We start from the raw sequence: 20831 nt of genomic DNA, 5'->3' as shown, positions 1-20831 counted from the left end.
CGCACCAAGACTGCGCTGGTGCGCACGGCGCACCCAACGGCCTAAGTCTGCGGCGCAGCCGCGCGCGAAACGCCAACAGATCCTAGACCCTGGCTCCGTCGCTCGGCATCATCGGCGCCTGAGCCTGCTGAAGGACCTTCGGTGAATATCGATACGCGAATCAAATTCCGCCACCTGGTGTGCTTCCTCGAAGTGGCGCGCCAGGGCAGCCTGGCGCGGGCGGCCGATCAACTGGCGGTCAGCCAGCCGGCAATCTCCAAGACCCTCAAGGAGCTGGAAACGCTGCTCGGCACCAGCCTGTTCGAGCGCAGCAAGAGCGGCGCGCGCCTGAGCGAAGCCGGTGTGGCCTTTATGCGTTACGCCGGGCCGAGTGTGCAGGCGCTGCGCGAAGGGGTCAGCAGTCTGCGCGCCGGCGAGTACAGCGCGGCCACCTTGCGCCTGGGCGTGCTCTCCACTGTGGAAAGCCTGCTGGTGCCCGAAGTGGTGCGCCGCCTGCATGCGCGCCACCCGGCGCTGGTCGCCAGCGTGGTCACCGGGCCGAGCGCGCACCTGCTGGCGCAACTGCACCTGGGCGAGCTGGACTTGGTGGTTGGGCGCATGACCGATAGCCCGCAAATCCAGGGTCTGACCTTCGAGCATTTGTACAGCGAGTCGATGACCCTGGTGGTGCGCGCCGGCCACCCGTTGCTCGATGGTGTGGCGCTGCGCGAACGTTTGCAGGCGTATCCGCTGGTGGTGCCGCTGGCAGGCACCACCATCCGCAAATATGCCGATGCGCTGTTCGTACAGTGCGGTATCAGCCCGCCGCGCCAGCGCCTGGAAACCCTGTCGATCACCCTCAGCCGGCGCTATGTGCAGAGCAGCGATGCGCTGTGGATCGCGCCCCTGGACGCAGTGCAACTGGACCTGCGCAGCGGCGAGCTGGCCGAGCTGGATCTGGGCGTGGTCGAGCCGGGTGGTTCGGTGGGCATTTGCCGCAACACCGCCGTGCCGTTGTCCCTGGCTGCGCACGGCTGCGTTGAGGTGTTGCGCGAAGTCGGCCTGGCCTATCGCACAGGCAGCTTTCCTGAATAGATAACCAAATGGTTATGGATGGTCAGCGTTTTTTCAGTGTCCAGCGCCGCTGTGCGCCCCGACAATGGCTCCACGTCCGCTGCCTGGCAGCTCCCATACCTCCAATAACAGGGAAAACGTGATGCCTGATGCCTCCACCCGGCGCTTCGTCATACGTGACCGTAACTGGCACCCGAAGGCCTTTACCCCCGACTACAAAACCTCCATCGCCCGCTCGCCGCGCCAGGCGTTGGTGAGCATTCCGCAATCGGTCAGCGAAACCAGCGGCCCGGATTTCTCGCACCTGAAAATGGGCGAGCACGACAACGACCTGTTGCTCAACTTCAATACCGGCAGCCTGCCGGTGGGCGAGCGGATCATCGTCGCCGGGCGGGTCATGGACCAGTACGGCAAGCCGATCCCCCATACCCTGGTGGAAATGTGGCAGGCCAACGCCGGTGGCCGTTATCGGCACAAGAACGACCGTTACCTGGCGCCCCTGGACCCCAACTTCGGCGGGGTCGGCCGTGCCCTGACCGACAGCCAGGGCAACTACAGCTTCCGCACCGTCAAACCCGGCCCGTACCCCTGGCGCAACGGCCCCAATGACTGGCGCCCGGCGCACATTCACTTCTCTATCAGCGGCCCGGCCATCTGCACCAAGCTGATCACCCAGCTGTATTTCGAAGGCGACCCGCTGATCCCGATGTGCCCGATCGTCAAGGCGATTGCCAACCCGGATGCGGTGCAAACCCTGATCGCCCGGCTCGACATGGCCAACGCCAACCCCATGGATTGCCTGGCCTACCGCTTCGATATCGTCCTGCGCGGCCAGCGCCAAACCCACTTTGAGAATCGCTGAGGAGGTTGACCATGCCTGTTGAATTGCTGCCGGAAACCGCCTCACAAACCGCGGGCCCCTATGTGCACATCGGCCTGGCCCTGGCCGCCGCCGGCAACCCCAGCCGCCCCCAGGAAATCTGGAATCAGCTGGCCAAGCCCGAGGCGCCGGGCGAGCACATCCTGCTGCTGGGTCACGTTTACGACGGCAACGGCCATCTGGTGCGCGATGCCTTCCTCGAACTCTGGCAGGCCGACCACCTGGGCCAGTACGACGAAACCTATGACCTGGACAAGGCGTTCAACGGTTTCGGCCGTACCGCCACCACCTTCGACGCCGGCAGCGAGTGGACCGCCCACACGGTCAAACCGGGCGTGGTTAACAACGCCGCCGGCGTGCCGATGGCGCCCCATGTCAATGTTTCGCTGTTCGCCCGTGGCATCAATATCCACCTGCACACTCGCCTGTACTTCGACGACGAGGCGGCGGCCAATGCCCAGGACCCGGTGCTCAACCTGATCGAGCAACCGCAGCGCCGCGAGACGCTGATCGCCAAGCGCTGCGAAGTGGACGGCAAGCCAGCCTATCGGTTCGACATTCGTATTCAGGGAGAAGGCGAGACCGTGTTCTTTGACTTCTGAGCTGCATGCGCAGGCCGCTCGCCTGATTGAGGCGCGCGGCTTGCAGTTGGATGCCGCCCAGCAGCGCTTGCTCGAGACCCTCGGCGGCTGGTTGCAAGCACGTCTGCAACCGAGCCGTTGGCGGCGTCGCGCGGCGGCTGGGGTCTACCTCTGGGGCGGCGTGGGCCGCGGCAAGAGCCTGCTGCTCGACGCACTGCTCCAGGCCGCGCCCTGCACAGCCAAGCGTCGCGTGCACGTGCATGCGTTGCTGCAAGAGGTGCAGCAGCGCCTGCTGGCCCATGCCGGCCTGGCCGATCCGCTGGCGCGGGTGGCCGATGAGTTGGCCGCCGAGGCGCGGCTGTTTTACCTCGATGAATTCCATGTCCACGACATTGGCGATGCGATCCTGCTCGGGCGCCTGTTGCAGCCGTTGATCGAGCGCGATTGCATCCTGCTGTTCAGTTCCAACTACGCCCCCGCCGAGCTGTGCCCCAACCCGCTGTATCACAGCCGTTTCAAACCCTTTGCCGAGGTTTTGCAGCGTCACTGCCGGGTGCTGCAAATGGCGGCTGGGCCGGACTATCGACAACAGAGCGGGCAGCCCTGGGGGCTGTACCTGCACGGGCCGGAGTGCGTGCTGGACGAGCGCCTGAGCGAGTTGCCGCGTGTCACCCAGCTAGCCCTGGGCCGGCAAACCCTCGCCCTGCGCGGCATGGACGCGCACACGCTATGGCTGGACTTTGCCGCGCTCTGCCAGCAACCCCTGGCCAGCAGTGATTACCTGGCGCTCTGTCAGCGTTTCCCGCGCATCGTCGTCAGCGCCTTGCCGGCATTGGCCGGCTGCTCGCTGGATGAGCAGCAGCGCCTGGTAAACCTTATCGATATCGCCTACGACCACGGCACAGAGCTCTGGCTGCAGAGCGAGGTGCCGCTGGAGGTGTTGTGTGCTGGCGTTGGCCACGGCGATTTCCCCCGGACCCGCAGTCGCCTGGCACAATTGCGCGCAGAGACCATGGAACGCTTGGCATGCTGACGGTATTGGGGATCACCGCACCGATTTTTCTGTTGATCGCCCTGGGCTTCGCTTCGGCGCGCGCCGGCCTGGTCAACCGTGAGCAGGTGCGCGGCATGGGCACCTTCGTTATCTACTTCGCCCTGCCGGCGCTGGTGCTCAAGGCGCTGACCGAGCGCAGCCTCGGCGAAGTGCTCGACCTGCCGTACCTGAGCGCCTATGCCCTGGCGTCCCTGGCGGTGTTCGCCGCCGGCTATGCGCTGGCCCGTGTGGTGCGGCGCCAAGGCATCACGACCAGTGCGATCCTGGCGATGGGCATGTCGGTGCCGAACACCGGTTTTATCGGCTACCCCATCGCCTTTATGGTGCTTGGCCCTGACGCCGCGGTGGTCATGGCTCTGGGCATGTTGGTGGAGAATCTGCTGATGATTCCCCTGGCCCTGACCCTCGCGGAAATCGGTACCCAGCGCGGTGTGGCCGGCTGGCAATTGCTGCGCGAAACCGGCCTGCGCCTGCTGCGCAACCCGGTGATCATCGCCATCAGCCTCGGTTTGCTGCTGGTTATTTTCGATGTTCGTCTGCCCGCCTTGTTGGCGCGAGTGATCGACATGCTCGCCGGCGCCTCGGCCCCTGTGGCGCTGTTCGTGATCGGCGGCACCCTGTGTGGCCTGAAGGTTGGCGGCATGGCCAGCGAAGTGCTGCAGACCGCTTTCGGCAAGTTGCTCCTGCACCCGCTGGCGCTGCTGCTCGCCTGCCTGGTGGTTCCGGGTGTGGACAGTCACCTGATGCTCACCGGGCTGCTGTTCGCCAGTGCGCCGATGATGAGTATTTACCCCATCCTCGGGCAGCGCTTCGGCCTTGAACAGCGCTGCGCTGCGGCGCTGGTGGTGACCACGGTGCTGGCGTTTTTCAGCATCAGTCTGCTGCTCAGTGTGCTGCGCGGGCAGGGCGTTTTGCCGGCGTGACTGCCTATTGCGATTACCGCACACCGGTTCGATAATCGCCTAGTGCTGCGAGTGTCGTCTCACGCATCAAATCTCGGCCAATTCCCGTGCGAGGGGGGGCGGGCGGTGCTCCGTTCTAGCCGCGACTTGTGCAGCGTTTTCGAGATATATCGCGAATAAAGGCTAGGCGCCCCCTTCGCTCCTACAGAGAGCACATAATTCGAGTTGCGACCCTAGCCCTGGAGGCCCCATGAGCGATACGCGTCCGCCCCTGTCCAACCTGGTGCCACCGCCCTACGTGTCGCCAGCCAAGCGCATCGAAGAGTTTGCCGGCGACCCCAACTTCATGACCTCCCTGGCCCGCGGCCTGGCGGTGATCAATGCGTTCCAGGAGCGCAAGCGCCACCTGACCATCGCGCAGATCAGCCACCGCACCGAGATCCCCCGCGCCGCCGTGCGCCGCTGCCTGTACACGCTGATGAAGCTGGGTTACGCCACCACTGACGGGCGCACCTACTCGCTGCTGCCCAAGGTGCTGACCCTGGGCCATGCCTACCTGTCGTCGACGCCTCTGGCCGTCTCGGCCCAGCCGTACCTCGATCGCCTCAGCGAGCAACTGCATGAGGCCTGCAACCTGGCCACCCTGGAAGGCGAGCAGGTGCTGTATATCGCCCGCTCGGCGATCCCGCAGCGCTTGATTTCGGTGGACCTGAGCGTCGGCAGCCGCCTGCCCGCCTACTGCACCTCCATGGGTCGCATTCTGCTGGCCGCGCTGGATGACGACCAACTGCAGGACTACCTGGCCCACGCCGAGCTGCAAGCCAAGACCAGCCGCACCCTGCACACCCCCGAGGCGCTGTGGGAGTGCCTGCAGCGTGTGCGCCACCAGGGTTGGTGCGTGGTCGACCAGGAACTGGAGCAGGGCCTGCGCTCCCTCGCGGTGCCGGTCTACGACTCCGCCGGCCATGTCCTGGCCGCGATGAACCTCAGCACCCATGCCGGCCGCGTGCCGGTCAGCGAGCTGGAAAAGCGCTACCTGCCGCTGATGCTCAACGCCAGCCGCGAGTTGAGTAGCCAGCTGTTTCGGCCCGCCTAAGCGCAATGAAATGGGTTCGATAATCGCCCAGTAAGGCGATTATCGGATTGTTCTCGAAAAGGCTGCAGCCTAAGGTTTAGCCACCAGCTATCCCCTGCTTGCAACCCAGCCGAGAACACAACAATGGCCGACATCATCACCCTGGGCGAAGCCATTTCGCGCCATGTCCACGACGGCGACTGCGTCGCCCTCGAAGGCTTTACCCACCTGATACCCACTGCCGCGTCCCACGAGATCATCCGCCAGGGCAAGAAAGACCTGCACCTGGTGCGCATGACCCCGGACCTGGTCTACGACCTGCTGATCGGCGCCGGCTGCGCGCGCAAGCTGACCTTCTCCTGGGGCGGCAACCCCGGCGTTGGCTCGCTGCACCGCCTGCGTGACGCGGTGGAGAAGGGCTGGCCCCAGGCCCTGGAAATCGATGAGCACAGCCACGCCGACATGGCCAACGCCTATGTCGCCGGCGCCTCGGGCCTGCCGTTTGCCGTGCTACGTGCCTATGCCGGCTCCGACCTGCCCAAGGTCAACCCGTATATCAAGAGCGTCACCTGCCCGTTCACCGGCGAAGTGCTGGCCGCCGTGCCTTCGGTGCGCCCGGACGTCACCGTGATCCACGCGCAGAAGGCCGACCGCAAGGGCAACGTGCTGCTGTGGGGCATCCTCGGTGTGCAGAAAGAAGCGGCCCTGGCGGCCAAGCGCTGCATCGTCACGGTTGAGGAAATCGTCGACGACCTCAACGCGCCGATGAACGCCTGCGTGCTGCCGAGCTGGGCGCTGACCGCGGTTTGCCATGTACCGGGTGGCGCCCATCCGTCCTACGCCCACGGCTACTACGAGCGCGACAACCGCTTCTACCAGGCCTGGGACCCGATTGCCCGCGACCGCGAAACCTTCACCGCCTGGATCGATGAATACATTCGCGGTACCGCCGATTTCGCGGCATTCCAGACCAAGCTGGCGGAGGCCAAGTGATGAGCGCTTACAGCACCAATGAAATGATGACCGTGGCCGCTGCCCGTCGCCTGAAGAACGGCGCCGTCTGCTTCGTCGGCATCGGCCTGCCGTCCAAAGCCGCCAACCTGGCGCGCCTGACCTCCTCGCCGGACGTGGTATTGATCTACGAATCCGGCCCCATCGGCGCCAAGCCGAGCGTGCTGCCGCTGTCCATCGGTGACGGCGAGCTGGCCGAAACCGCCGACACCGTGGTGCCGACTGGCGAGATCTTCCGCTACTGGCTGCAGGGTGGGCGTATCGACGTCGGCTTCCTCGGCGCGGCCCAGGTCGACAAGTTCGGCAATATCAACACCACGGTGATCGGTGATTACCGCAACCCGAAGGTCCGTTTGCCGGGTGCCGGCGGCGCGCCGGAGATTGCCGGCAGCGCCAAGGAAGTGCTGATCATCCTCAAGCAATCGCACCGCACCTTTGTCGACAAACTGGCCTTTATCACCTCGGTCGGCCATGGCGAAGGTGGCGACCACCGCCAGCGTCTGGGCCTGCCAGGCCAGGGCCCGGTGGGCATCATCACCGACCTGTGCATCATGGAGCCGGAAGCCGGCAGCAAGGAGTTCGTGGTCACCGCGCTGCACCCTGGCGTGAGCCGCGAGCAGGTGATCGAGAACACCGGCTGGGCCATCCGTTTCGCTGACAACCTGGCCGTGACCGAAGCGCCGAACGCCCATGAGCTTGAAGCCCTGCGCGCCCTGGAAGCGCGCACCGCGGCCGCCCACGGCCAGGCCGGGGGTGAGGAATGAGCCGCGACGTCTTTATCTGCGATGCTGTGCGCACGGCCATCGGCCGTTTCGGCGGCGGCCTGGCGCCGGTGCGCGCCGATGACCTCGCGGCGGTGCCGCTCAAGGCGCTGATCGAGCGCAACCCGCAGCTCGACCTGGCGGCCATCGACGAAGTCTTTATGGGCTGCGCCAACCAGGCCGGTGAGGACAACCGTAACGTCGCGCGCATGGCCCTGCTGCTGGCCGGCATCCCCGACAGCGTGCCGGGCGTGACCCTCAACCGCCTCTGCGCCTCGGGTATGGATGCGGTGGGCAGCGCCTTTCGCGCCATCGCCAGCGGCGAGATGGAGCTGGCCATCGCCGGCGGCGTCGAGTCCATGTCCCGCGCGCCCTACGTGATGGGCAAGGCCGACAGCGCCTTTGGCCGTGGCCAGAAGATCGAAGACACCACCATCGGCTGGCGCTTTATCAACCCGCTGATGAAGGCCCAGTACGGCGTCGATGCCATGCCGCAGACTGCCGACAACGTCGCCGACGACTACCAGGTATCGCGCGCCGACCAGGACGCCTTTTCCCTGCGCAGCCAGCAGCGCGCAGGTACCGCCCAGGCAGCCGGCTTCTTCGCCGAAGAAATCGTCCCGGTGGTGATCAAGACCAAGAAGGGCGAGGTGGTGATCGACCAGGACGAACACCTGCGCCCGGACACCACGGCCGAGGCCCTGGCCAAACTCAAACCGGTCAACGGCGAAGGCAAAACCGTCACCGCCGGCAACGCCTCGGGCGTCAATGATGGCGCGGCGGCGATGATCCTGGCGTCTGCCGAGGCGGTGGCCAAGTACGGCCTCACGCCGCGCGGCCGGGTGCTGGGCATGGCCAGTGCCGGCGTGGCGCCGCGCATTATGGGCTACGGCCCAGTGCCGGCGGTGCGCAAACTGCTGCAACGCCTTGATCTGGCAATTGGCGACTTCGACGTGATCGAACTCAACGAAGCCTTCGCCGCGCAAGGCCTGGCCGTCACCCGTGACCTCGACCTGGCCGACGATGCCCCCCAGGTCAACCCCAACGGCGGCGCCATCGCCCTCGGCCACCCCCTGGGTATGAGCGGCACGCGCCTGGTCCTGACCGCATTGCACCAGCTGGAAAAAAGCGGCGGCAAGCGCGGCTTGGCGACCATGTGCGTAGGCGTGGGGCAGGGCTTGGCGCTGGCGATCGAGCGGGTGTGATGCTCAACTTGTAGGAGCGAACGGGCGGCGTTCCGCTTTATTCGCGATGCTTCTAGCGCTCCAAGACCAATCGCGAATTAAAGGCCAGGCCCCCCCTTCGCGCCTGCACCCTGGCTCGTGGGAGGCGCTTTAGCGGCGACAGGGTTAAGCCGTCGCAGCTAAAGCCCCTCCCACGGTGCCAGCTTTTCAGGCACCACGCTGGATTCGCCGCAGCCATACTGCGACCCTAGACTTAACGTCAGACTCCTGGGAATCATCCTTACGTGAGCAACCAACTCTTCGATGCCTACTTCACCGCCCCGGCCATGCGCGCGATCTTCTGCGACACCGGCCGGGTGCAGGGCATGCTCGACTTCGAGGCCGCTCTGGCGCGGGCCGAGGCACGCGTGGGGCTGATCCCCGCCGAGGCCGTGGCGCCCATCGAGGCCGCCTGTAAAGCTGAGCTCTACGATTACCCGGCGCTGGCCCAGGCCATCGCCACCGCCGGCAACTCGGCCATTCCGCTGGTCAAGGCCCTCGGCAAGCGTATCGCCGCCAGTGATGCCGAGGCCGAACGCTATGTACACCTCGGCGCCACCAGCCAGGACGCCATGGACAGCGGCCTGGTGCTGCAACTGCGCGCGGCCATCGAATTGATAGAACGCGATCTCGCTACCCTGGCCGATGCCCTGGCGGCTCAGGCCGAACGCCATGCCGACACCCCGCTGGCCGGGCGCACCTGGCTGCAGCAAGCCACGCCGGTAACCCTGGGCATGAAGCTGGCCGGCGTGCTCGGTGCCGTCACCCGCCATCGTCAGCGTTTAGTGGAACTCAAGCCGCGCCTGCTGTGCCTGCAATTCGGCGGCGCTTCCGGCAGCCTGGCGGCGCTCGGCGAGCAGGCCTGGCCGGTGGCCGAGGCGCTGGCCGCCGAGTTGCGTCTTAACCTGCCTGAACAACCCTGGCACACCCAGCGCGACCGCCTGGTGGAGTTCGCCAGTGTGCTCGGGCTGATCGCCGGCAGCCTGGGCAAGCTCGGCCGCGACCTCAGCCTGCTGATGCAAACCGAGGCCGGTGAAGTCTTCGAGCCAGCCGCGCCGGGCAAGGGCGGCTCCTCGACCATGCCGCATAAACGCAACCCGGTCGGCGCCGCCGTACTGATCGGCGCGGCCACCCGCGCACCTGGCCTGGTCGCCACCATGTTCGCCGCCATGCCCCAGGAGCACGAGCGCAGCCTCGGCCTGTGGCACGCCGAATGGGAAACCCTGCCAGAGCTCTGCTGCCTGGTCTCCGGCGCGTTGCAGCAGGCGCTGCTAGCGGTGCCGGGGCTGGAGGTGGACGCCGCACGCATGCGCGCCAACCTGGAGTTGACCCAGGGCCTGGTGCTGGCCGAAGCGGTGAGTATTGCCCTGGCCCAGCGCATCGGCCGTGACGCTGCCCATCACCTTATCGAGCAATGCTGCCGCCAGGCGGTGCAGCAGGGTGCCCACCTGCGCGCGGTGCTCGGCGCCAATGCCGAGGTCAGCGCTCAACTGTCCGCCGCCGAGCTGGATCATCTGCTCGATGCGGCCCATTACCTTGGCCAGGCTCGGCGTTGGGTCGAGCGGGCCGTCGCCGAACACACGCAATTTTCGCGTTAGGAGTTATCCATGCCTGTCGTACGCCTCGCCGATGGCGATTTGAACTACTTACTGGAAGGCCCCGCCGGTGCGCCGGTGCTGGTGCTGTCCAACTCCCTGGGCACCGACCTGCATATGTGGGACGCACAGATTCCGGCCTTTACCCAGCACTTCCAGGTGCTGCGCTACGACACCCGTGGCCATGGCGCTTCGCTGGTTAGCGAAGGCCCATACAGCATCGAGCAGAACGGCCGCGATGTGCTGGCCTTGCTCGATGCGCTGGATATCGCCAAGGCGCATTTCTGCGGGTTGTCCATGGGCGGCCTGATCGGCCAGTGGCTGGGCATCAACGCCCCCGAGCGCATTCAGCGCCTGGTGCTGTGCAACACCGCCGCGAAGATCGGCAGCGACGAGGTGTGGAACCCGCGCATCGAGATGGTCCTGCGCGACGGCCAGGCGGCGATGCGTGCGCTGCGTGATGCCTCCATCGCGCGCTGGTTTACCGCCGAGTTCGCCGAGGCCCATGGGGACAAGGTCGAGCCCATCGTCGGCATGCTCGCGCAGACTTCCCCCGAGGGTTACGCCGCCAACTGCGCCGCTGTGCGCGATGCGGACTACCGCGAGCAAATCGCCCGCATCAGCGCGCCGACCCTGATCGTCTGCGGCACGGCGGATGTGGTGACTACCCCCGAACATGGCCGCTTTATGCAACAGCAGATTGCTGGCGCGCAGTTGGTCGAGTTCCACGCCGCGCACCTGTCCAACGTCGAGGCTGGCGATGCTTTTACCCAGGCGCTGTTGGATTTCCTCAAGGCTTGAGATCGTTATGGTGCGCACGGCGCACCCTACGGAACCACGATCCCCGTAGGGTGCGCCGCGCGCACCACCCAACCGGAGTTTGAGATGGACGAAAAACAACGCTACGAAGCCGGCATGCAGGTGCGCCGCGCGGTGCTGGGCGACGCCCACGTCGACCGCAGCCTGGAAAAACTCACGCCGTTCAACGAAGAATTCCAGGAGATGATCACCCGCCATGCCTGGGGCGATATCTGGACCCGCCCCGGCCTGCCGCGCCACACCCGCAGCCTGATCACCATCGCCATGCTGATCGGCATGAACCGCGAAGGGGAACTGCGCCTGCACCTCAAGGCGGCGAAAAACAACGGCGTGACCCGCGAGGAGATCAAGGAAGTGCTGATGCAAAGCGCGATCTACTGCGGCATCCCGGCAGCCAACGCCACCTTCCACCTGGCCGAAGAAGTCTGGGACGAAATGGGCGTGGAATCGCTGCAAGACTAAACCCGCTTCCCTCGACCGCCGCCGGTGCTTGCGCCGTGCGGCGGTTTTTTATGGGAATGTAACAATAGGCTGTCGCATAACCGGTAGGAGCGAATTTATTCGCGAAATTCGCGGCACAATCGCGAATAAAGGCTAGGCGCCCCCTTCGCGCCTACACGCGTTTAGCCTTTCTGCTAGGTGGCGCAAATCACCCGTAGGGTGCGCCGCGCGCACCGCTAAGCGAAGACCCCGCGACAGGCCTTGCTTCGCTCTGTGTGAAATTGCACTGACTTGACCGCGTATTTGCAGAGCCATTAACCAGTCAATTGCATTCCAGTTGACCAGCGTCACACCGCAGTGACTATCGGCCTAAAGCGGAGGGTGCTGACCGTGAAAGCTATATCGCCATCACGCCGGCGGTAGTCATCAGCGAGAATATTCAATGAGGTGAAGGTCGCGCTTCGCGGGCAATACACCCCGTTTTGCCTTCGTCGAAATAGTTTCAGCTTACCTGGTGACACGCCTAAAGGTATGCATTGGTGCCTGCGTGAGTCCCCAATCTGAGGAGCGACGAATTTTTCGTAGGTGCTACTGGCACGCGAAAAGTGGCCATTAAATGGGTGTCCCTTCAATTAACCGGGACAACCACATGCGCCAGCGCATAATCGACCAGATACTCTCCATCGCTCGCGAACTGCTGATCGGCCTACTGATCGCTCTGCTGCTTCAGTGGATCAACGCGACACTTGCGCAAGATGAGCCCTTCATCCCTTGCCAGAAAGCAAATTGCTGGGCAAGCCTCTGCAGTCAACCACCCTCAGTCCAACTCCGTTTCATACGCCTCAACACCCGCCGCATGCCGCGCCGCCACATAGCCAAAGGTTATCGCCGGCCCCAGGTTGATGCCGCCGGAAGGGTAGTGGCCGCCCATCACGCTGGCCATGTCGCTGCCGGCGGCGTAGAGGCCGGGGATTGGTTGGTTGTTGGCATCCTGCACCTGGGCCTGGCCGTTGGTTTTGAGGCCGGCGAAGGTGGCGAAGCTACCGGGTTCGACCTTTACCGCATAGAAGGGACCGCGCTCGATGGGGGCTACGCAGGGGTTAGGCCCTGTGTGGCTGGCGTCGCCGCTGCGGCGGTTGAAGGCTGTGCTGCCGCGGCCGAAGGCCGGGTCTTCACCTTGTTGGGCGTGGCGGTTGTAGTCGGCCAGGGTCTGCAACAGGCCCAGCGGGTCGATGCCGCAGGCGTGGGCCAGGGCCTCAATGGTATGGCCGCGTTTGAGGTAGCCGCTGCGCAGCACCGACCGCAGCGGTACTGGCGCCGGGCGGGCGATACCGAGGCCGTAACGGCGGATAAAGCGCTGATCGCAGATCAGCCAGCAGCAGACCTCTTCGCCCTCCGGCACCGCCTCGAGCAGGGCGGCAACGAAGTCGTAGTAGCCCTCGGCTTCGTTGACGAAGCGTCGGCCGCTGCGCAGTACGGCGATCAGCCCCGGCTTGCCGCGGTCGATGATGTGCGGGAAGTGGCCGACGCGGCCGTCCGGGTAGGGCACGCGCGACACCGGTGCCCAGGCCACGGGTGATTTCAGCGCGGTATTGAGCACGGCGCCAACGTCTTCACCCAGGCGCAGGCCGTCGCCGTTGCAGGATGGCGGCGGCAACGCCAGGTGCTCGTGGCCGCTGGGCGTGCGTGGGAACAGTTGGCGGCGGCGCTCGATGTCATGGGCGAAGCCGCCGGCCGCCAGCAGCACGCCTTGGCGTGCGTGAATGCGCTGCTCGCCATCACCCCGCTGCACCACGGCGCCACAGACCCGGCCGTTTTCGCGCAGCAGGCGTTTGGCCGGCGCCGACTCGATCAGTTGCACGCCTAAGTCATCCGCCGACTTGGCCAGCCGTGCGACCAGCGCTACGCCATTGACCAGGTGCATGGCGCGGCCATAACGCGCCAGGTGGTAGAGGTGGGTGGTCACGCGTTTGGCAACGTGCACGGCGGATTTGATCGAGCGGGTCAGGGTGAGAAACGCCATCAGGTCCGCGCCGGCCATGATCGGCATGCCGATAAACGAGGTCTCGGGCATGGTCGTGCGCAGGCGTGGCAGCAGGGCGCCGACCTCGCGTGCGTCATAGGGCGCGGCGATCACCTGATGACCGCCGGTGGCGGCGCCAGGTGCTTCGCCGCGCATATCGGGGATGGCGTTGCCGTCGGCAAATTGCAGCCGGCTGTGCTGCTCGAAGAACGCCACCATCTGCGGGCAGGCTTCGAGAAAGGCGTCGACCAGCTCGGCGTTGTAGTGCTCGCCCAGGCAGTGACGCAGGTAGGTGCGCGGCTGTTCGATGTTTTCAACGATCCCGGCGCGGCGTGCCAGCGGGTTACGCGGCGCCCATAGCCAGCCGCCGGACCAGGCCGTAGCGCCGCCGAATACTGCGTCTTTTTCGACCAGGATGACCGTCTGCCCGTGCCAGGCGGCGGTTACGGCCGCGGCCAGGCCGGCGGCGCCGGAGCCGACGATCAGCAGGTCGCACTCGAGGTCGGCGTGGGCCATGGTCAATCTCCTGAAACTGGATTTGGATTTATTGGAATGATGTTCCAGATTCTATAGTTGCCTTGGCTGAGCGCCAAGGGCGGAGGCAGGGTTGCTGGCATGGTGGGGGCGATAGTGTGCGTTTAGCGGACTGCAAGACCGTGGAAGGGATAGGGCGGCGCTTCGCTTTAGCCGCGATAGCTGTGGCGTGTGCACGATTTATCGCGAATAAATTCGCTCCTACACAAAGAGCGACAGATGCCCCGCGTTGCGACCTGGGCCGGGAGGCGCTGCGCTTTAGCGTCGCCGCTGAAGCGCCTCCCACAGAGCCTGTCTGCCTCAGTTGTGAAATTGGCCGATGCGGCTCTGCAGTTCGCTGCCCAGGCGCGCCAGTTCGGCGCTGGATTGCGCGGTCTGTTCGGTGGCCGCGGCGCTTTGCTGGCTGATGCTGCGCACCCGCTCGACGCTGCGGTTGATGTCGACCGCCACCGCACTCTGCTGTTCGGCGGCGCTGGCGATCTGTTGGTTCATCTGCTCTATCAGCGACACCGCCTGGCCAATCTGTGCCAGCGCCTGGCCGGCGCTCTGGATACCGCCTACCGCGTCCTGGCTCAGTTGCTGGCTGCCCTGCATCTGCTCGACGGCTTGGCGCACGCGGCTTTGCAGGCGCTCGATCAGGCCTTCGATCTCCTGGGTCGACTCATGGGTACGCCGCGCCAATGCGCGCACCTCGTCGGCGACCACGGCGAAGCCGCGGCCCTGATCGCCAGCGCGGGCCGCCTCGATGGCGGCGTTGAGGGCCAGCAGGTTGGTTTGTTCGGCCACCGCCTTGATCACATCCAGCACGCTGCCGATGCGCTGGCTTTCATCCTGCACCTGGCCAATGGTAGTGCCGCTGCGGGCCACATCGGCGGCCAGACGCTCGACCTGCTCGACTACCCGATGCACCAGGTGGTCGCCTGCGCGGGCCTGGCTGTCGGCTTGCTGCGCCGCCTGTGAGGCCTGGGCGGCATCGCCGGCGACCTGTTGCACGCTGCTGGCCATCTGTTGCATGGCGTCGGCGGTCTGCACGGTTTCCCGGTTCTGCTCGCGCACGCCGGCGCGGGTTTGTTCGCTGACCGCCGACAGTTGCTCGGCCGCTGCGGCGATCTGCTCGGCACTGCCGCCAATCTGCCCGATCAGTGCGCGCAGATTGTCGCGCATGCGCTGCAGTGTCAGCAGCAGTTGGCCAACCTCGTCGCTGCGGGTGCTTACGGTGGCACCGGAGAGGTCGCCAGCGGCCACTCGCTGGGCCAGTTGCAGGCAATCGTGCAGCGGTCTGACGATCAACTGGCGAATCAACCAGGCGGCGCCCAGGCCGAGCAGCAGGGCCGCGGCGGTGAGCAGCGCCAGGGCCAGCAGCGACTGCTGGTTGTCGGCGGCGATGCGCTGGCGCTGAAGCTGCTGCAAGCGTTCGCCATGGGCCAGCATCTGTTGCGCCAGGTCGCTCAACTGGGCGATGTTGCGCTGCTCGGCAGCCAGGCTCAGGCGGTAGTGGGCGAAGGAATCGGCATAGCTTTCCAGCGCCTTGAGCGCCTCGTCCAGCGATGCCTGTTGCAGGGCCGGGAACTGCGGATGCAATTGCTGAATGCTGGCCTGCATGGCGTGCAGTTGCTGCTGCCAGTTTTGCGCTTTTTCTTCGCTCGGTGCGGCGACGAAGGCGCTCTGTGCCAGGCGTAACTGGGCCAGCTGTTGCAGCAGGGCGCTGGCCTGCTCGGCGCGGTTGACCGTGTCATCCGAACGATCGACGGCATCGAACAACTGGTCGCGGATCAGGCTGTACTGGTCCATGGCGATCATCTCGAACTGGCTGCGTGCCTCATCGGCGCGAATGTCCATGCCGGTTTGCGCGGAATATGCCTGTTCTTCGCTCTGGCGCAGTGCGGCGAAGCCCGCCAGGTAGGCGTTGCTGCTGGTTTGCAGTTCGCTCAGTTGGGCGGTATCGGCGGGCAGTGCGGCGAGCGCTTCGGCCAGGCGCGCGTGCTGTTCGGGTAATTGTTCTGGTTGGCCGAGCAGGTGATCCTTTTCCGCCAGGCGCAGCTGCAGAATCTGCTGTTGCAGCGCCGCCAGACGTTGCTGATGGGCCGCGTGACGCTCGATGCCGGCGGCGGTGTGCCAGCCGCCGAGCGCCACGGCCAGGGTCAACAGCAGGACCAGGGAGAAGCCCAGTAGCAGTTTGTGACCGACCTTTAGGTCGGCGCAGCGGTCGATCAGCCAGCGCATGGCATTTACCTCGCTGAAAAATGTTCGGGAGCCGTTTTTAATGTCGCGTAGCGACGGCCCGAAGGGTGGCTGCCGGGGGATGACAGGCCATCAAAAAAAGACCCGTCGCAAGGACGGGCCGAAGTGCCGTAACACATGGAGTCAATCAGGTGCAGCGGTGCAGCCTTACAGAATCGACAGCGGGTAGTTGATGATCAGGCGGTTCTCCTGGATGTCCTGGGCAGTGCCATCACGGCGCACGTCGGAGTTGCGCCAGCGGATGCTGAGGTTTTTCAGGCTGCCTTCCTGCAGGGTGTAGGCCAGCTCGGATTCACGGCCCCACTCCTCGGCGTCATCACGTCCACCGAGGCGAGCGTTGTCGCCGCTGACGTAGCGGTTCATCAGGGTCAGGCCCGGGATGCCCATGCCGGCGAAGTTGTAGTCATGACGCAGCTGCCAGGAACGCTCTTCCGGGTTGTCGTAGCTGTTGGTGAAACCGTCGTTGACCAGGGTGCCGCCGCTGGCGCCGTCTATGCGCATGAAGCGCGTGTCGCCGCTGAGGCGTTGGTAGGCCACGGTGAAGGTGTTGTTGCCGGTCTTGGCCGAGAAGCTGCCCTGGTAGACCTTGTTGTCCAGGTTGCCGGCTTTGGCCGCGCCTTCTTCTTTACCCGTGACGTAACCGAGGTTGGCGCCCAGCACCCAGTCACCGACGGACTGGCTGTGGGTCAGCTGCGCATAGGTCTGCTGGTAGACGTCTTCCAGGCGCGCATGCCACACGCCGACCATGGTGTTGTTGCCGTTGAACTTGTATTCACCACCGCCGAAGTTGAAGTCATCACCGGCGACACCGCCGAAGGACATGTCTTCGCGGCTGGCATCGTTACGCTGGCTGTTCTTCCAAAACTGACCGCCGTAGAGGGTCAGGCCGTCGATCTCGTTGGAGGTGAGCTGTGCGCCCTGGAAGGTTTGCGGCAGCGAGCGGCCATCGTCCGCGCGAAGGATCGGCAGCACGGCGAACCACTCACCGACTTTCAGTTCGGTCTTGGAGATTTTGGCTTTTGCGGCTACGGCGGTACGGCCGAATTGGTCAGCCGCCTGGCCGTCGCCATGGATCGGCATCAGTTGGGTATTCGCCGCGCCACGGTTGCCGTCCAGCTTCAGGCTGTAAAGACCGAGTACATCAAGGCCGAAACCGACGGTGCCTTCGGTGAAGCCGGAACGGGCGTCGAGGATAAAGCTCTGGGTCCAGCCTTCGGCCTGACCCTGACGCTCACCGCGGATGACGGGATCGGTGCCGTTCAGGTAGTTACGGTTGAAGTAGTAGTTGCGCAGGCCCAGGGTGACCTTGGCGTCTTCGACGAAGCCAGCGGCATGGCTGCTCGTCGGTATCGCGAACATGACGCCAAGGGCCAACAGGGATGGGACCAGCGCTGGGGTGCGGATAGCGGTGTTGATCAGGTTCATTGTTGTTATGTCCTTTTCTCAGGATGAGTGCGCCCCGCCGCAGGTGCGGAAGCATTTTTCGCGTACATCAATCAATCAGGTCGTAGCCGCGGGTCGCGGCCCGACTAACCGGCACGCCAGTGGCGTACCGGTTTCAGCCCATCAGGGTTTGGCGATGCCAACCGAGTCCGGGGCGATTTCGATGGCTTTGGCCTTGTACATCGACCAGGTGGTGACCGACTGCCAGCGCTTGAGGAATTCCTCAGCTTCGGCGCCTTGCAGGTTCAGGCTCTGGGCGCCGAAGTTTTTCAGGAAGCCCTGGAACTCCGGGTTGGCCACGGCCTTGGCGTAGGCATCGACCAGCTTCTGCTTGATGTCGTCCGGGGTGTCCTTGTGCACGAATGCGCCCCAGAACGGGCCCCACGGCAGGTACTCGGCGATGGCCGGCAGAGACTTGGTGATCGGCTCGACGCCTGGCAGCTCCGGGGTTTCCTCGGTGGCGAATACGGCCAGGGCCTTGAGTTTGCCGCTACGCACCAGTTCACGGGCGGCGGCCAGGCTCAGCGGCATAAAGTCGATGTGCTTGCCCATCAGCGCGGTGATGCCGGGGCCGTCGCCGCCGAAGGTCACTTCGCGCACCTTGAGTTCGTCTACCGCGTTGATCATCGCGCTGATCGTGCTCGGCAGGCCGCCGGCACCGGTGGAGCCCATGCGCAGGGTGTCCGGGTTGGCTTTGGAGGCAGCCAGCAGTTCGGCCATATTGTTGAACGGCGCGTCGGCGTTGGCCGCGATCACCACCACGTTCTGGCCGATGATGTTGACCGGGTAGAAGTCGCTGTAGTCGAAGTCGGCCAGTTTCAGCACTTTGTACAGCTGCGGGTTTTCCGCGCCGAGCAGCACGGTGTAGCCGTTGGCGCGCTGCTGCATAACGTAGCTGCTGCCGATTACGGCGGTGCCGCCCGGACGGTTGTTAAGAATGAACTTGCCGCCCAGTTCTTTCTCCACGTAGGGCGTCAGGCTGCGCATCACGTTATCGGTGGCGCCACCCGGGCCCCAGGGAATGACCGCCTGGATGCTGCGCTCCGGGTATTCGGCATGGGCGGGCAGGGCCAGGGTCAGGGCGCTGAGCGAAAGGGCGGCGCTGGCAAACAGAGTCTTCAGCATGTGGAGCTTCTCCATCGGATTGTTGTTGTTAGTCCCCATCGGCTGGGGCGGGCCTTGTTGCAGGTGATTCAGTTGGACGACGCTGGGCGCAACCGGCCTTTCAGCCAGCCCAGCAGCGGTGTGTTACTCAGCAGGATCAACAGCATGGCGCTGGTCAGAATCAACGACAGCGGGCTACTCAGCAGTTCGCCGAACAGCTCGACCGGGTTGTCACCAACCGACGACATCGCCTGGCGGTACGAGGTGTCCATCAGCGGGCCGAGGATGGCGCCGAGGATGATCGGCCCCATCTGGAAACCGAAGATCTTCAACACGTAGCCGAGCACACCGAAGCCGAGCATCCAGAACACTTCGGTCATGCTGCTGTTGACCGAGTAGGTGCCGACCACGCAGAGCACCAGGATCAGCGGGATCAGGATGGCCTTGGGCAGCTCGACGATCTTGGCGAACAACTTGATGCCCATCAGACCGAAGACCAGCAGGAAGATATTGGCCAGGGCCAGGTTGCCGACGGTGAACCAGAAGATGTGCGGGTTTTCCACCATCAGCATCGGGCCGGGGTTGAGGCCATGGACCACCAGGGCGCCGATGATCACCGCGGTTACCGCGTCACCCGGCATACCCAGGGTCAGCATGGGCACATAGGCGCCGCCGACCGCTGCGCTGTTGGCGGTTTCCGGGGCTACCAGGCCCTCGTAGGCGCCTTTGCCGAAGGGTTGGGTAGGGTTCTTCACCGTGCGTTTGGCATGGTCGTAGGCCATCAGCGCGGCGATGTCGCCGCCGACACCCGGCAGCACACCGACGATCACGCCGATTAGCGAAGTACGAATCGACAGTGGCAGGAACTTCAACACCATGGCCACCGACGGCAGGATCTTGTCGACCTTCTGCCGCACCACCGGGCTGTCGAGGTTGTGCAATTGATAGAGCGCCTCGGCGACGCCGAACAGACCGATCATCAGCACCACGTAGTGAATACCGCCCATCAGCTCGGTCTGGCCCATGGTGAAGCGCCCTTGCGCCGTCACCGGGTCCATGCCGACCAAGCCGATTACTGCGCCCAAAGCGGCAGCGAAGATGCCCTTGGCCAGCGAGCCTTCGGACAGGCTGCCGACCAGCAGCAGGCCGATGGCCGCCACCAGAAAGTAGTCGCGCGGGGCGAAACGCAGGGCCAGGTCACCAATCACGGGGGCGGCGCTGGCCAGTACCAGGGTGCCGATCAGGCCACCGATCACCGACATCACGGTGCTCAGACCAATCGCCCGGCCGGCCTCGCCCTGCTGCGCCAGCGGGTAGCCGTCGAAGGCGGTGGCGACCGAGGAGGGCGCGCCCGGGATATTCAGCAGAATGGCGCTGCGCGAACCGCCGTAAACGCCGCCGATAAAGATGCCGACGATCAGCGCCAGGGCATCGTTGACGTCCCAGGCGAAGGTGAAGGACACCAGGATCGAGACCGCCATGGTCACGGACAGGCCAGGAATGGCGCCGATGTAGATGCCGGCGAAGGTCCCCAGCGCCGTGAGCAGCATCAGGTTCGGATCGCTCCAGGCCATCAGCAAGTAGGAAAAGGTTTCGCTCATCTTGCAGGTCTCGTTAAGGGAGGTAGACGCTGAATGCCAGCGTGAACATCAGGTAGATCATCAGAATCAGCAGCGCGGCGATGGCCAGGGCGCTGACCAGCCGACCGCGGCGCAGGTAGAGCATCGACAGCACGAGGAAACCGAAGGTACTGGCGTAGAAGCTGAAGTGGATGGTCGCCAGGTAGATGATCGCCAGGGCCGTGAAGATCAGCGTACGCGGCGGGAAATGAGCACGCGTGAACTGGCGGGCGGCGTCCAGCCAGCCGTTGCTGTCGGCACGCGTACGGCCGCGCAGGTCGAAGAGAATACTCAGGGCCGCGAGGACCATCACGGCACTGGCGCCCAGGGGAAATGCGCCGGCCGAATTGATCGAGGAGAAACCGGCGATCTGGTAGGCCAGTACCGCGATCCCCAGGCTGAATGCCAGCAGCAAGACGCAAAAGGTGCGCTCACCCACCAGCAAGGTGTCTGTCTTTTTCATGCATGCGCT

At 64.9% G+C, this 20831-nt stretch carries 18 protein-coding genes and 1 pseudogene; 12 read left to right on the top strand and 7 right to left on the bottom strand.

The window, feature by feature from the left end; translation table 11 throughout:
• The first annotated feature begins 141 nt into the window (after positions 1-141).
• The 12 genes from pcaQ to pcaC all read left to right on the top strand — a co-directional run bounded on the left by pcaQ (position 142) and on the right by pcaC (position 11416).
• Positions 142-1074, top strand: coding sequence for a pca operon transcription factor PcaQ (pcaQ, locus tag BMW49_RS12705; RefSeq protein WP_069519248.1), 933 nt, complete (start codon positions 142-144; stop codon positions 1072-1074).
• A gap of 121 nt (positions 1075-1195) precedes the next feature.
• Positions 1196-1915, top strand: a complete 720-nt coding sequence (gene pcaH, locus BMW49_RS12700; protein ID WP_069519247.1) for a protocatechuate 3,4-dioxygenase subunit beta — start codon at positions 1196-1198, stop codon at positions 1913-1915.
• An 11-nt stretch (positions 1916-1926) separates the two neighbouring features.
• Positions 1927-2535, top strand: coding sequence for a protocatechuate 3,4-dioxygenase subunit alpha (pcaG, locus tag BMW49_RS12695; protein WP_069519246.1), 609 nt, complete (start codon positions 1927-1929; stop codon positions 2533-2535).
• A complete protein-coding gene (zapE, locus tag BMW49_RS12690) occupies positions 2525-3547 on the top strand; it encodes a cell division protein ZapE (RefSeq protein WP_069519245.1) in 1023 nt (340 codons plus the stop codon). The genes pcaG and zapE overlap by 11 nt, the downstream gene beginning before the upstream one ends.
• A complete protein-coding gene (locus tag BMW49_RS12685; protein ID WP_069519244.1) occupies positions 3541-4491 on the top strand; it encodes an AEC family transporter in 951 nt (316 codons plus the stop codon). The genes zapE and BMW49_RS12685 overlap by 7 nt, the downstream gene beginning before the upstream one ends.
• Positions 4492-4720: 229 nt before the next feature.
• Complete coding sequence (locus tag BMW49_RS12680) at positions 4721-5566, top strand: IclR family transcriptional regulator (RefSeq protein ID WP_069519243.1); 846 nt, start codon at positions 4721-4723, stop codon at positions 5564-5566.
• Positions 5567-5689: 123 nt separating this feature from the next.
• Positions 5690-6538, top strand: a complete 849-nt coding sequence (locus BMW49_RS12675) for a CoA transferase subunit A (RefSeq protein WP_069519242.1) — start codon at positions 5690-5692, stop codon at positions 6536-6538.
• Positions 6538-7320, top strand: a complete 783-nt coding sequence (locus BMW49_RS12670) for a CoA-transferase subunit beta (RefSeq protein ID WP_069519241.1) — start codon at positions 6538-6540, stop codon at positions 7318-7320. Before BMW49_RS12675 ends, BMW49_RS12670 begins: the two co-directional genes overlap by 1 nt.
• Positions 7317-8522, top strand: coding sequence for a 3-oxoadipyl-CoA thiolase (gene pcaF / locus BMW49_RS12665; protein WP_069519240.1), 1206 nt, complete (start codon positions 7317-7319; stop codon positions 8520-8522). Before BMW49_RS12670 ends, pcaF begins: the two co-directional genes overlap by 4 nt.
• Positions 8523-8785: 263 nt before the next feature.
• A complete protein-coding gene (locus tag BMW49_RS12660; RefSeq protein WP_069519239.1) occupies positions 8786-10138 on the top strand; it encodes a 3-carboxy-cis,cis-muconate cycloisomerase in 1353 nt (450 codons plus the stop codon).
• 9 nt (positions 10139-10147) lie between these two features.
• Complete coding sequence (gene pcaD, locus BMW49_RS12655; protein WP_069519238.1) at positions 10148-10936, top strand: 3-oxoadipate enol-lactonase; 789 nt, start codon at positions 10148-10150, stop codon at positions 10934-10936.
• 84 nt (positions 10937-11020) lie between these two features.
• Positions 11021-11416, top strand: a complete 396-nt coding sequence (gene pcaC / locus BMW49_RS12650) for a 4-carboxymuconolactone decarboxylase (protein WP_069519237.1) — start codon at positions 11021-11023, stop codon at positions 11414-11416.
• Between the two features lie 796 nt (positions 11417-12212).
• Here the strand turns inward: pcaC and BMW49_RS12645 are convergent.
• The 7 genes and pseudogenes from BMW49_RS12645 to BMW49_RS12620 all read right to left on the bottom strand — a co-directional run bounded on the left by BMW49_RS12645 (position 12213) and on the right by BMW49_RS12620 (position 20822).
• Entirely contained in the window at positions 12213-13934 is a 1722-nt protein-coding gene (locus tag BMW49_RS12645; protein WP_069519236.1) for an FAD-dependent oxidoreductase, read from the bottom strand.
• Positions 13935-14252: 318 nt separating this feature from the next.
• Positions 14253-14966, bottom strand: coding sequence for a methyl-accepting chemotaxis protein (locus BMW49_RS25635; RefSeq protein ID WP_371850874.1), 714 nt, complete (start codon positions 14964-14966; stop codon positions 14253-14255).
• A gap of 141 nt (positions 14967-15107) precedes the next feature.
• Positions 15108-16175, bottom strand: a pseudogene (locus BMW49_RS25630) (methyl-accepting chemotaxis protein); the annotation flags it as partial.
• 165 nt (positions 16176-16340) lie between these two features.
• On the bottom strand, positions 16341-17618 hold the full coding sequence (locus BMW49_RS12635) for an OprD family porin (RefSeq protein WP_069519234.1): 1278 nt from the start codon (positions 17616-17618) through the stop codon (positions 16341-16343).
• A 141-nt stretch (positions 17619-17759) separates the two neighbouring features.
• Positions 17760-18761, bottom strand: a complete 1002-nt coding sequence (locus tag BMW49_RS12630; protein WP_069519233.1) for a tripartite tricarboxylate transporter substrate binding protein — start codon at positions 18759-18761, stop codon at positions 17760-17762.
• A gap of 68 nt (positions 18762-18829) precedes the next feature.
• Positions 18830-20341: a tripartite tricarboxylate transporter permease gene (locus BMW49_RS12625; RefSeq protein ID WP_069519232.1), complete on the bottom strand. Its 1512-nt coding sequence runs from the start codon at positions 20339-20341 to the stop codon at positions 18830-18832.
• Between the two features lie 13 nt (positions 20342-20354).
• A complete protein-coding gene (locus BMW49_RS12620; protein WP_069519231.1) occupies positions 20355-20822 on the bottom strand; it encodes a tripartite tricarboxylate transporter TctB family protein in 468 nt (155 codons plus the stop codon).
• Positions 20823-20831 lie beyond the last annotated feature (9 nt).

It is taken from the genome of Pseudomonas cuatrocienegasensis (assembly GCF_900110925.1).
Taxonomy (GTDB): Bacteria; Pseudomonadota; Gammaproteobacteria; order Pseudomonadales; family Pseudomonadaceae; genus Aquipseudomonas; species Aquipseudomonas cuatrocienegasensis.
The sequence above is the reverse complement of the archived record's forward strand: the minus strand, read 5'-3'. Positions and strand labels throughout refer to the sequence as shown.

What these genes read in the sequence shown, in the direction of transcription:
- pcaH (WP_069519247.1), top strand. Translation starts at nt 1,196, where the DNA reads ATGCCTGATGCCTCCACCCGGCGCTTCGTCATACGTGACCGTAACTGG.
- pcaG (WP_069519246.1), top strand. Translation starts at nt 1,927, where the DNA reads ATGCCTGTTGAATTGCTGCCGGAAACCGCCTCACAAACCGCGGGCCCC.
- BMW49_RS12685 (WP_069519244.1), top strand. Translation starts at nt 3,541, where the DNA reads ATGCTGACGGTATTGGGGATCACCGCACCGATTTTTCTGTTGATCGCC.
- BMW49_RS12680 (WP_069519243.1), top strand. Translation starts at nt 4,721, where the DNA reads ATGAGCGATACGCGTCCGCCCCTGTCCAACCTGGTGCCACCGCCCTAC.
- BMW49_RS12675 (WP_069519242.1), top strand. Translation starts at nt 5,690, where the DNA reads ATGGCCGACATCATCACCCTGGGCGAAGCCATTTCGCGCCATGTCCAC.
- BMW49_RS12670 (WP_069519241.1), top strand. Translation starts at nt 6,538, where the DNA reads ATGAGCGCTTACAGCACCAATGAAATGATGACCGTGGCCGCTGCCCGT.
- pcaF (WP_069519240.1), top strand. Translation starts at nt 7,317, where the DNA reads ATGAGCCGCGACGTCTTTATCTGCGATGCTGTGCGCACGGCCATCGGC.
- pcaD (WP_069519238.1), top strand. Translation starts at nt 10,148, where the DNA reads ATGCCTGTCGTACGCCTCGCCGATGGCGATTTGAACTACTTACTGGAA.
- pcaC (WP_069519237.1), top strand. Translation starts at nt 11,021, where the DNA reads ATGGACGAAAAACAACGCTACGAAGCCGGCATGCAGGTGCGCCGCGCG.
- BMW49_RS12645 (WP_069519236.1), bottom strand. Translation starts at nt 13,934, where the DNA reads ATGGCCCACGCCGACCTCGAGTGCGACCTGCTGATCGTCGGCTCCGGC.
- BMW49_RS25635 (WP_371850874.1), bottom strand. Translation starts at nt 14,966, where the DNA reads ATGCAACAGATGGCCAGCAGCGTGCAACAGGTCGCCGGCGATGCCGCC.
- BMW49_RS12635 (WP_069519234.1), bottom strand. Translation starts at nt 17,618, where the DNA reads ATGAACCTGATCAACACCGCTATCCGCACCCCAGCGCTGGTCCCATCC.
- BMW49_RS12630 (WP_069519233.1), bottom strand. Translation starts at nt 18,761, where the DNA reads ATGCTGAAGACTCTGTTTGCCAGCGCCGCCCTTTCGCTCAGCGCCCTG.
- BMW49_RS12625 (WP_069519232.1), bottom strand. Translation starts at nt 20,341, where the DNA reads ATGAGCGAAACCTTTTCCTACTTGCTGATGGCCTGGAGCGATCCGAAC.
- BMW49_RS12620 (WP_069519231.1), bottom strand. Translation starts at nt 20,822, where the DNA reads ATGAAAAAGACAGACACCTTGCTGGTGGGTGAGCGCACCTTTTGCGTC.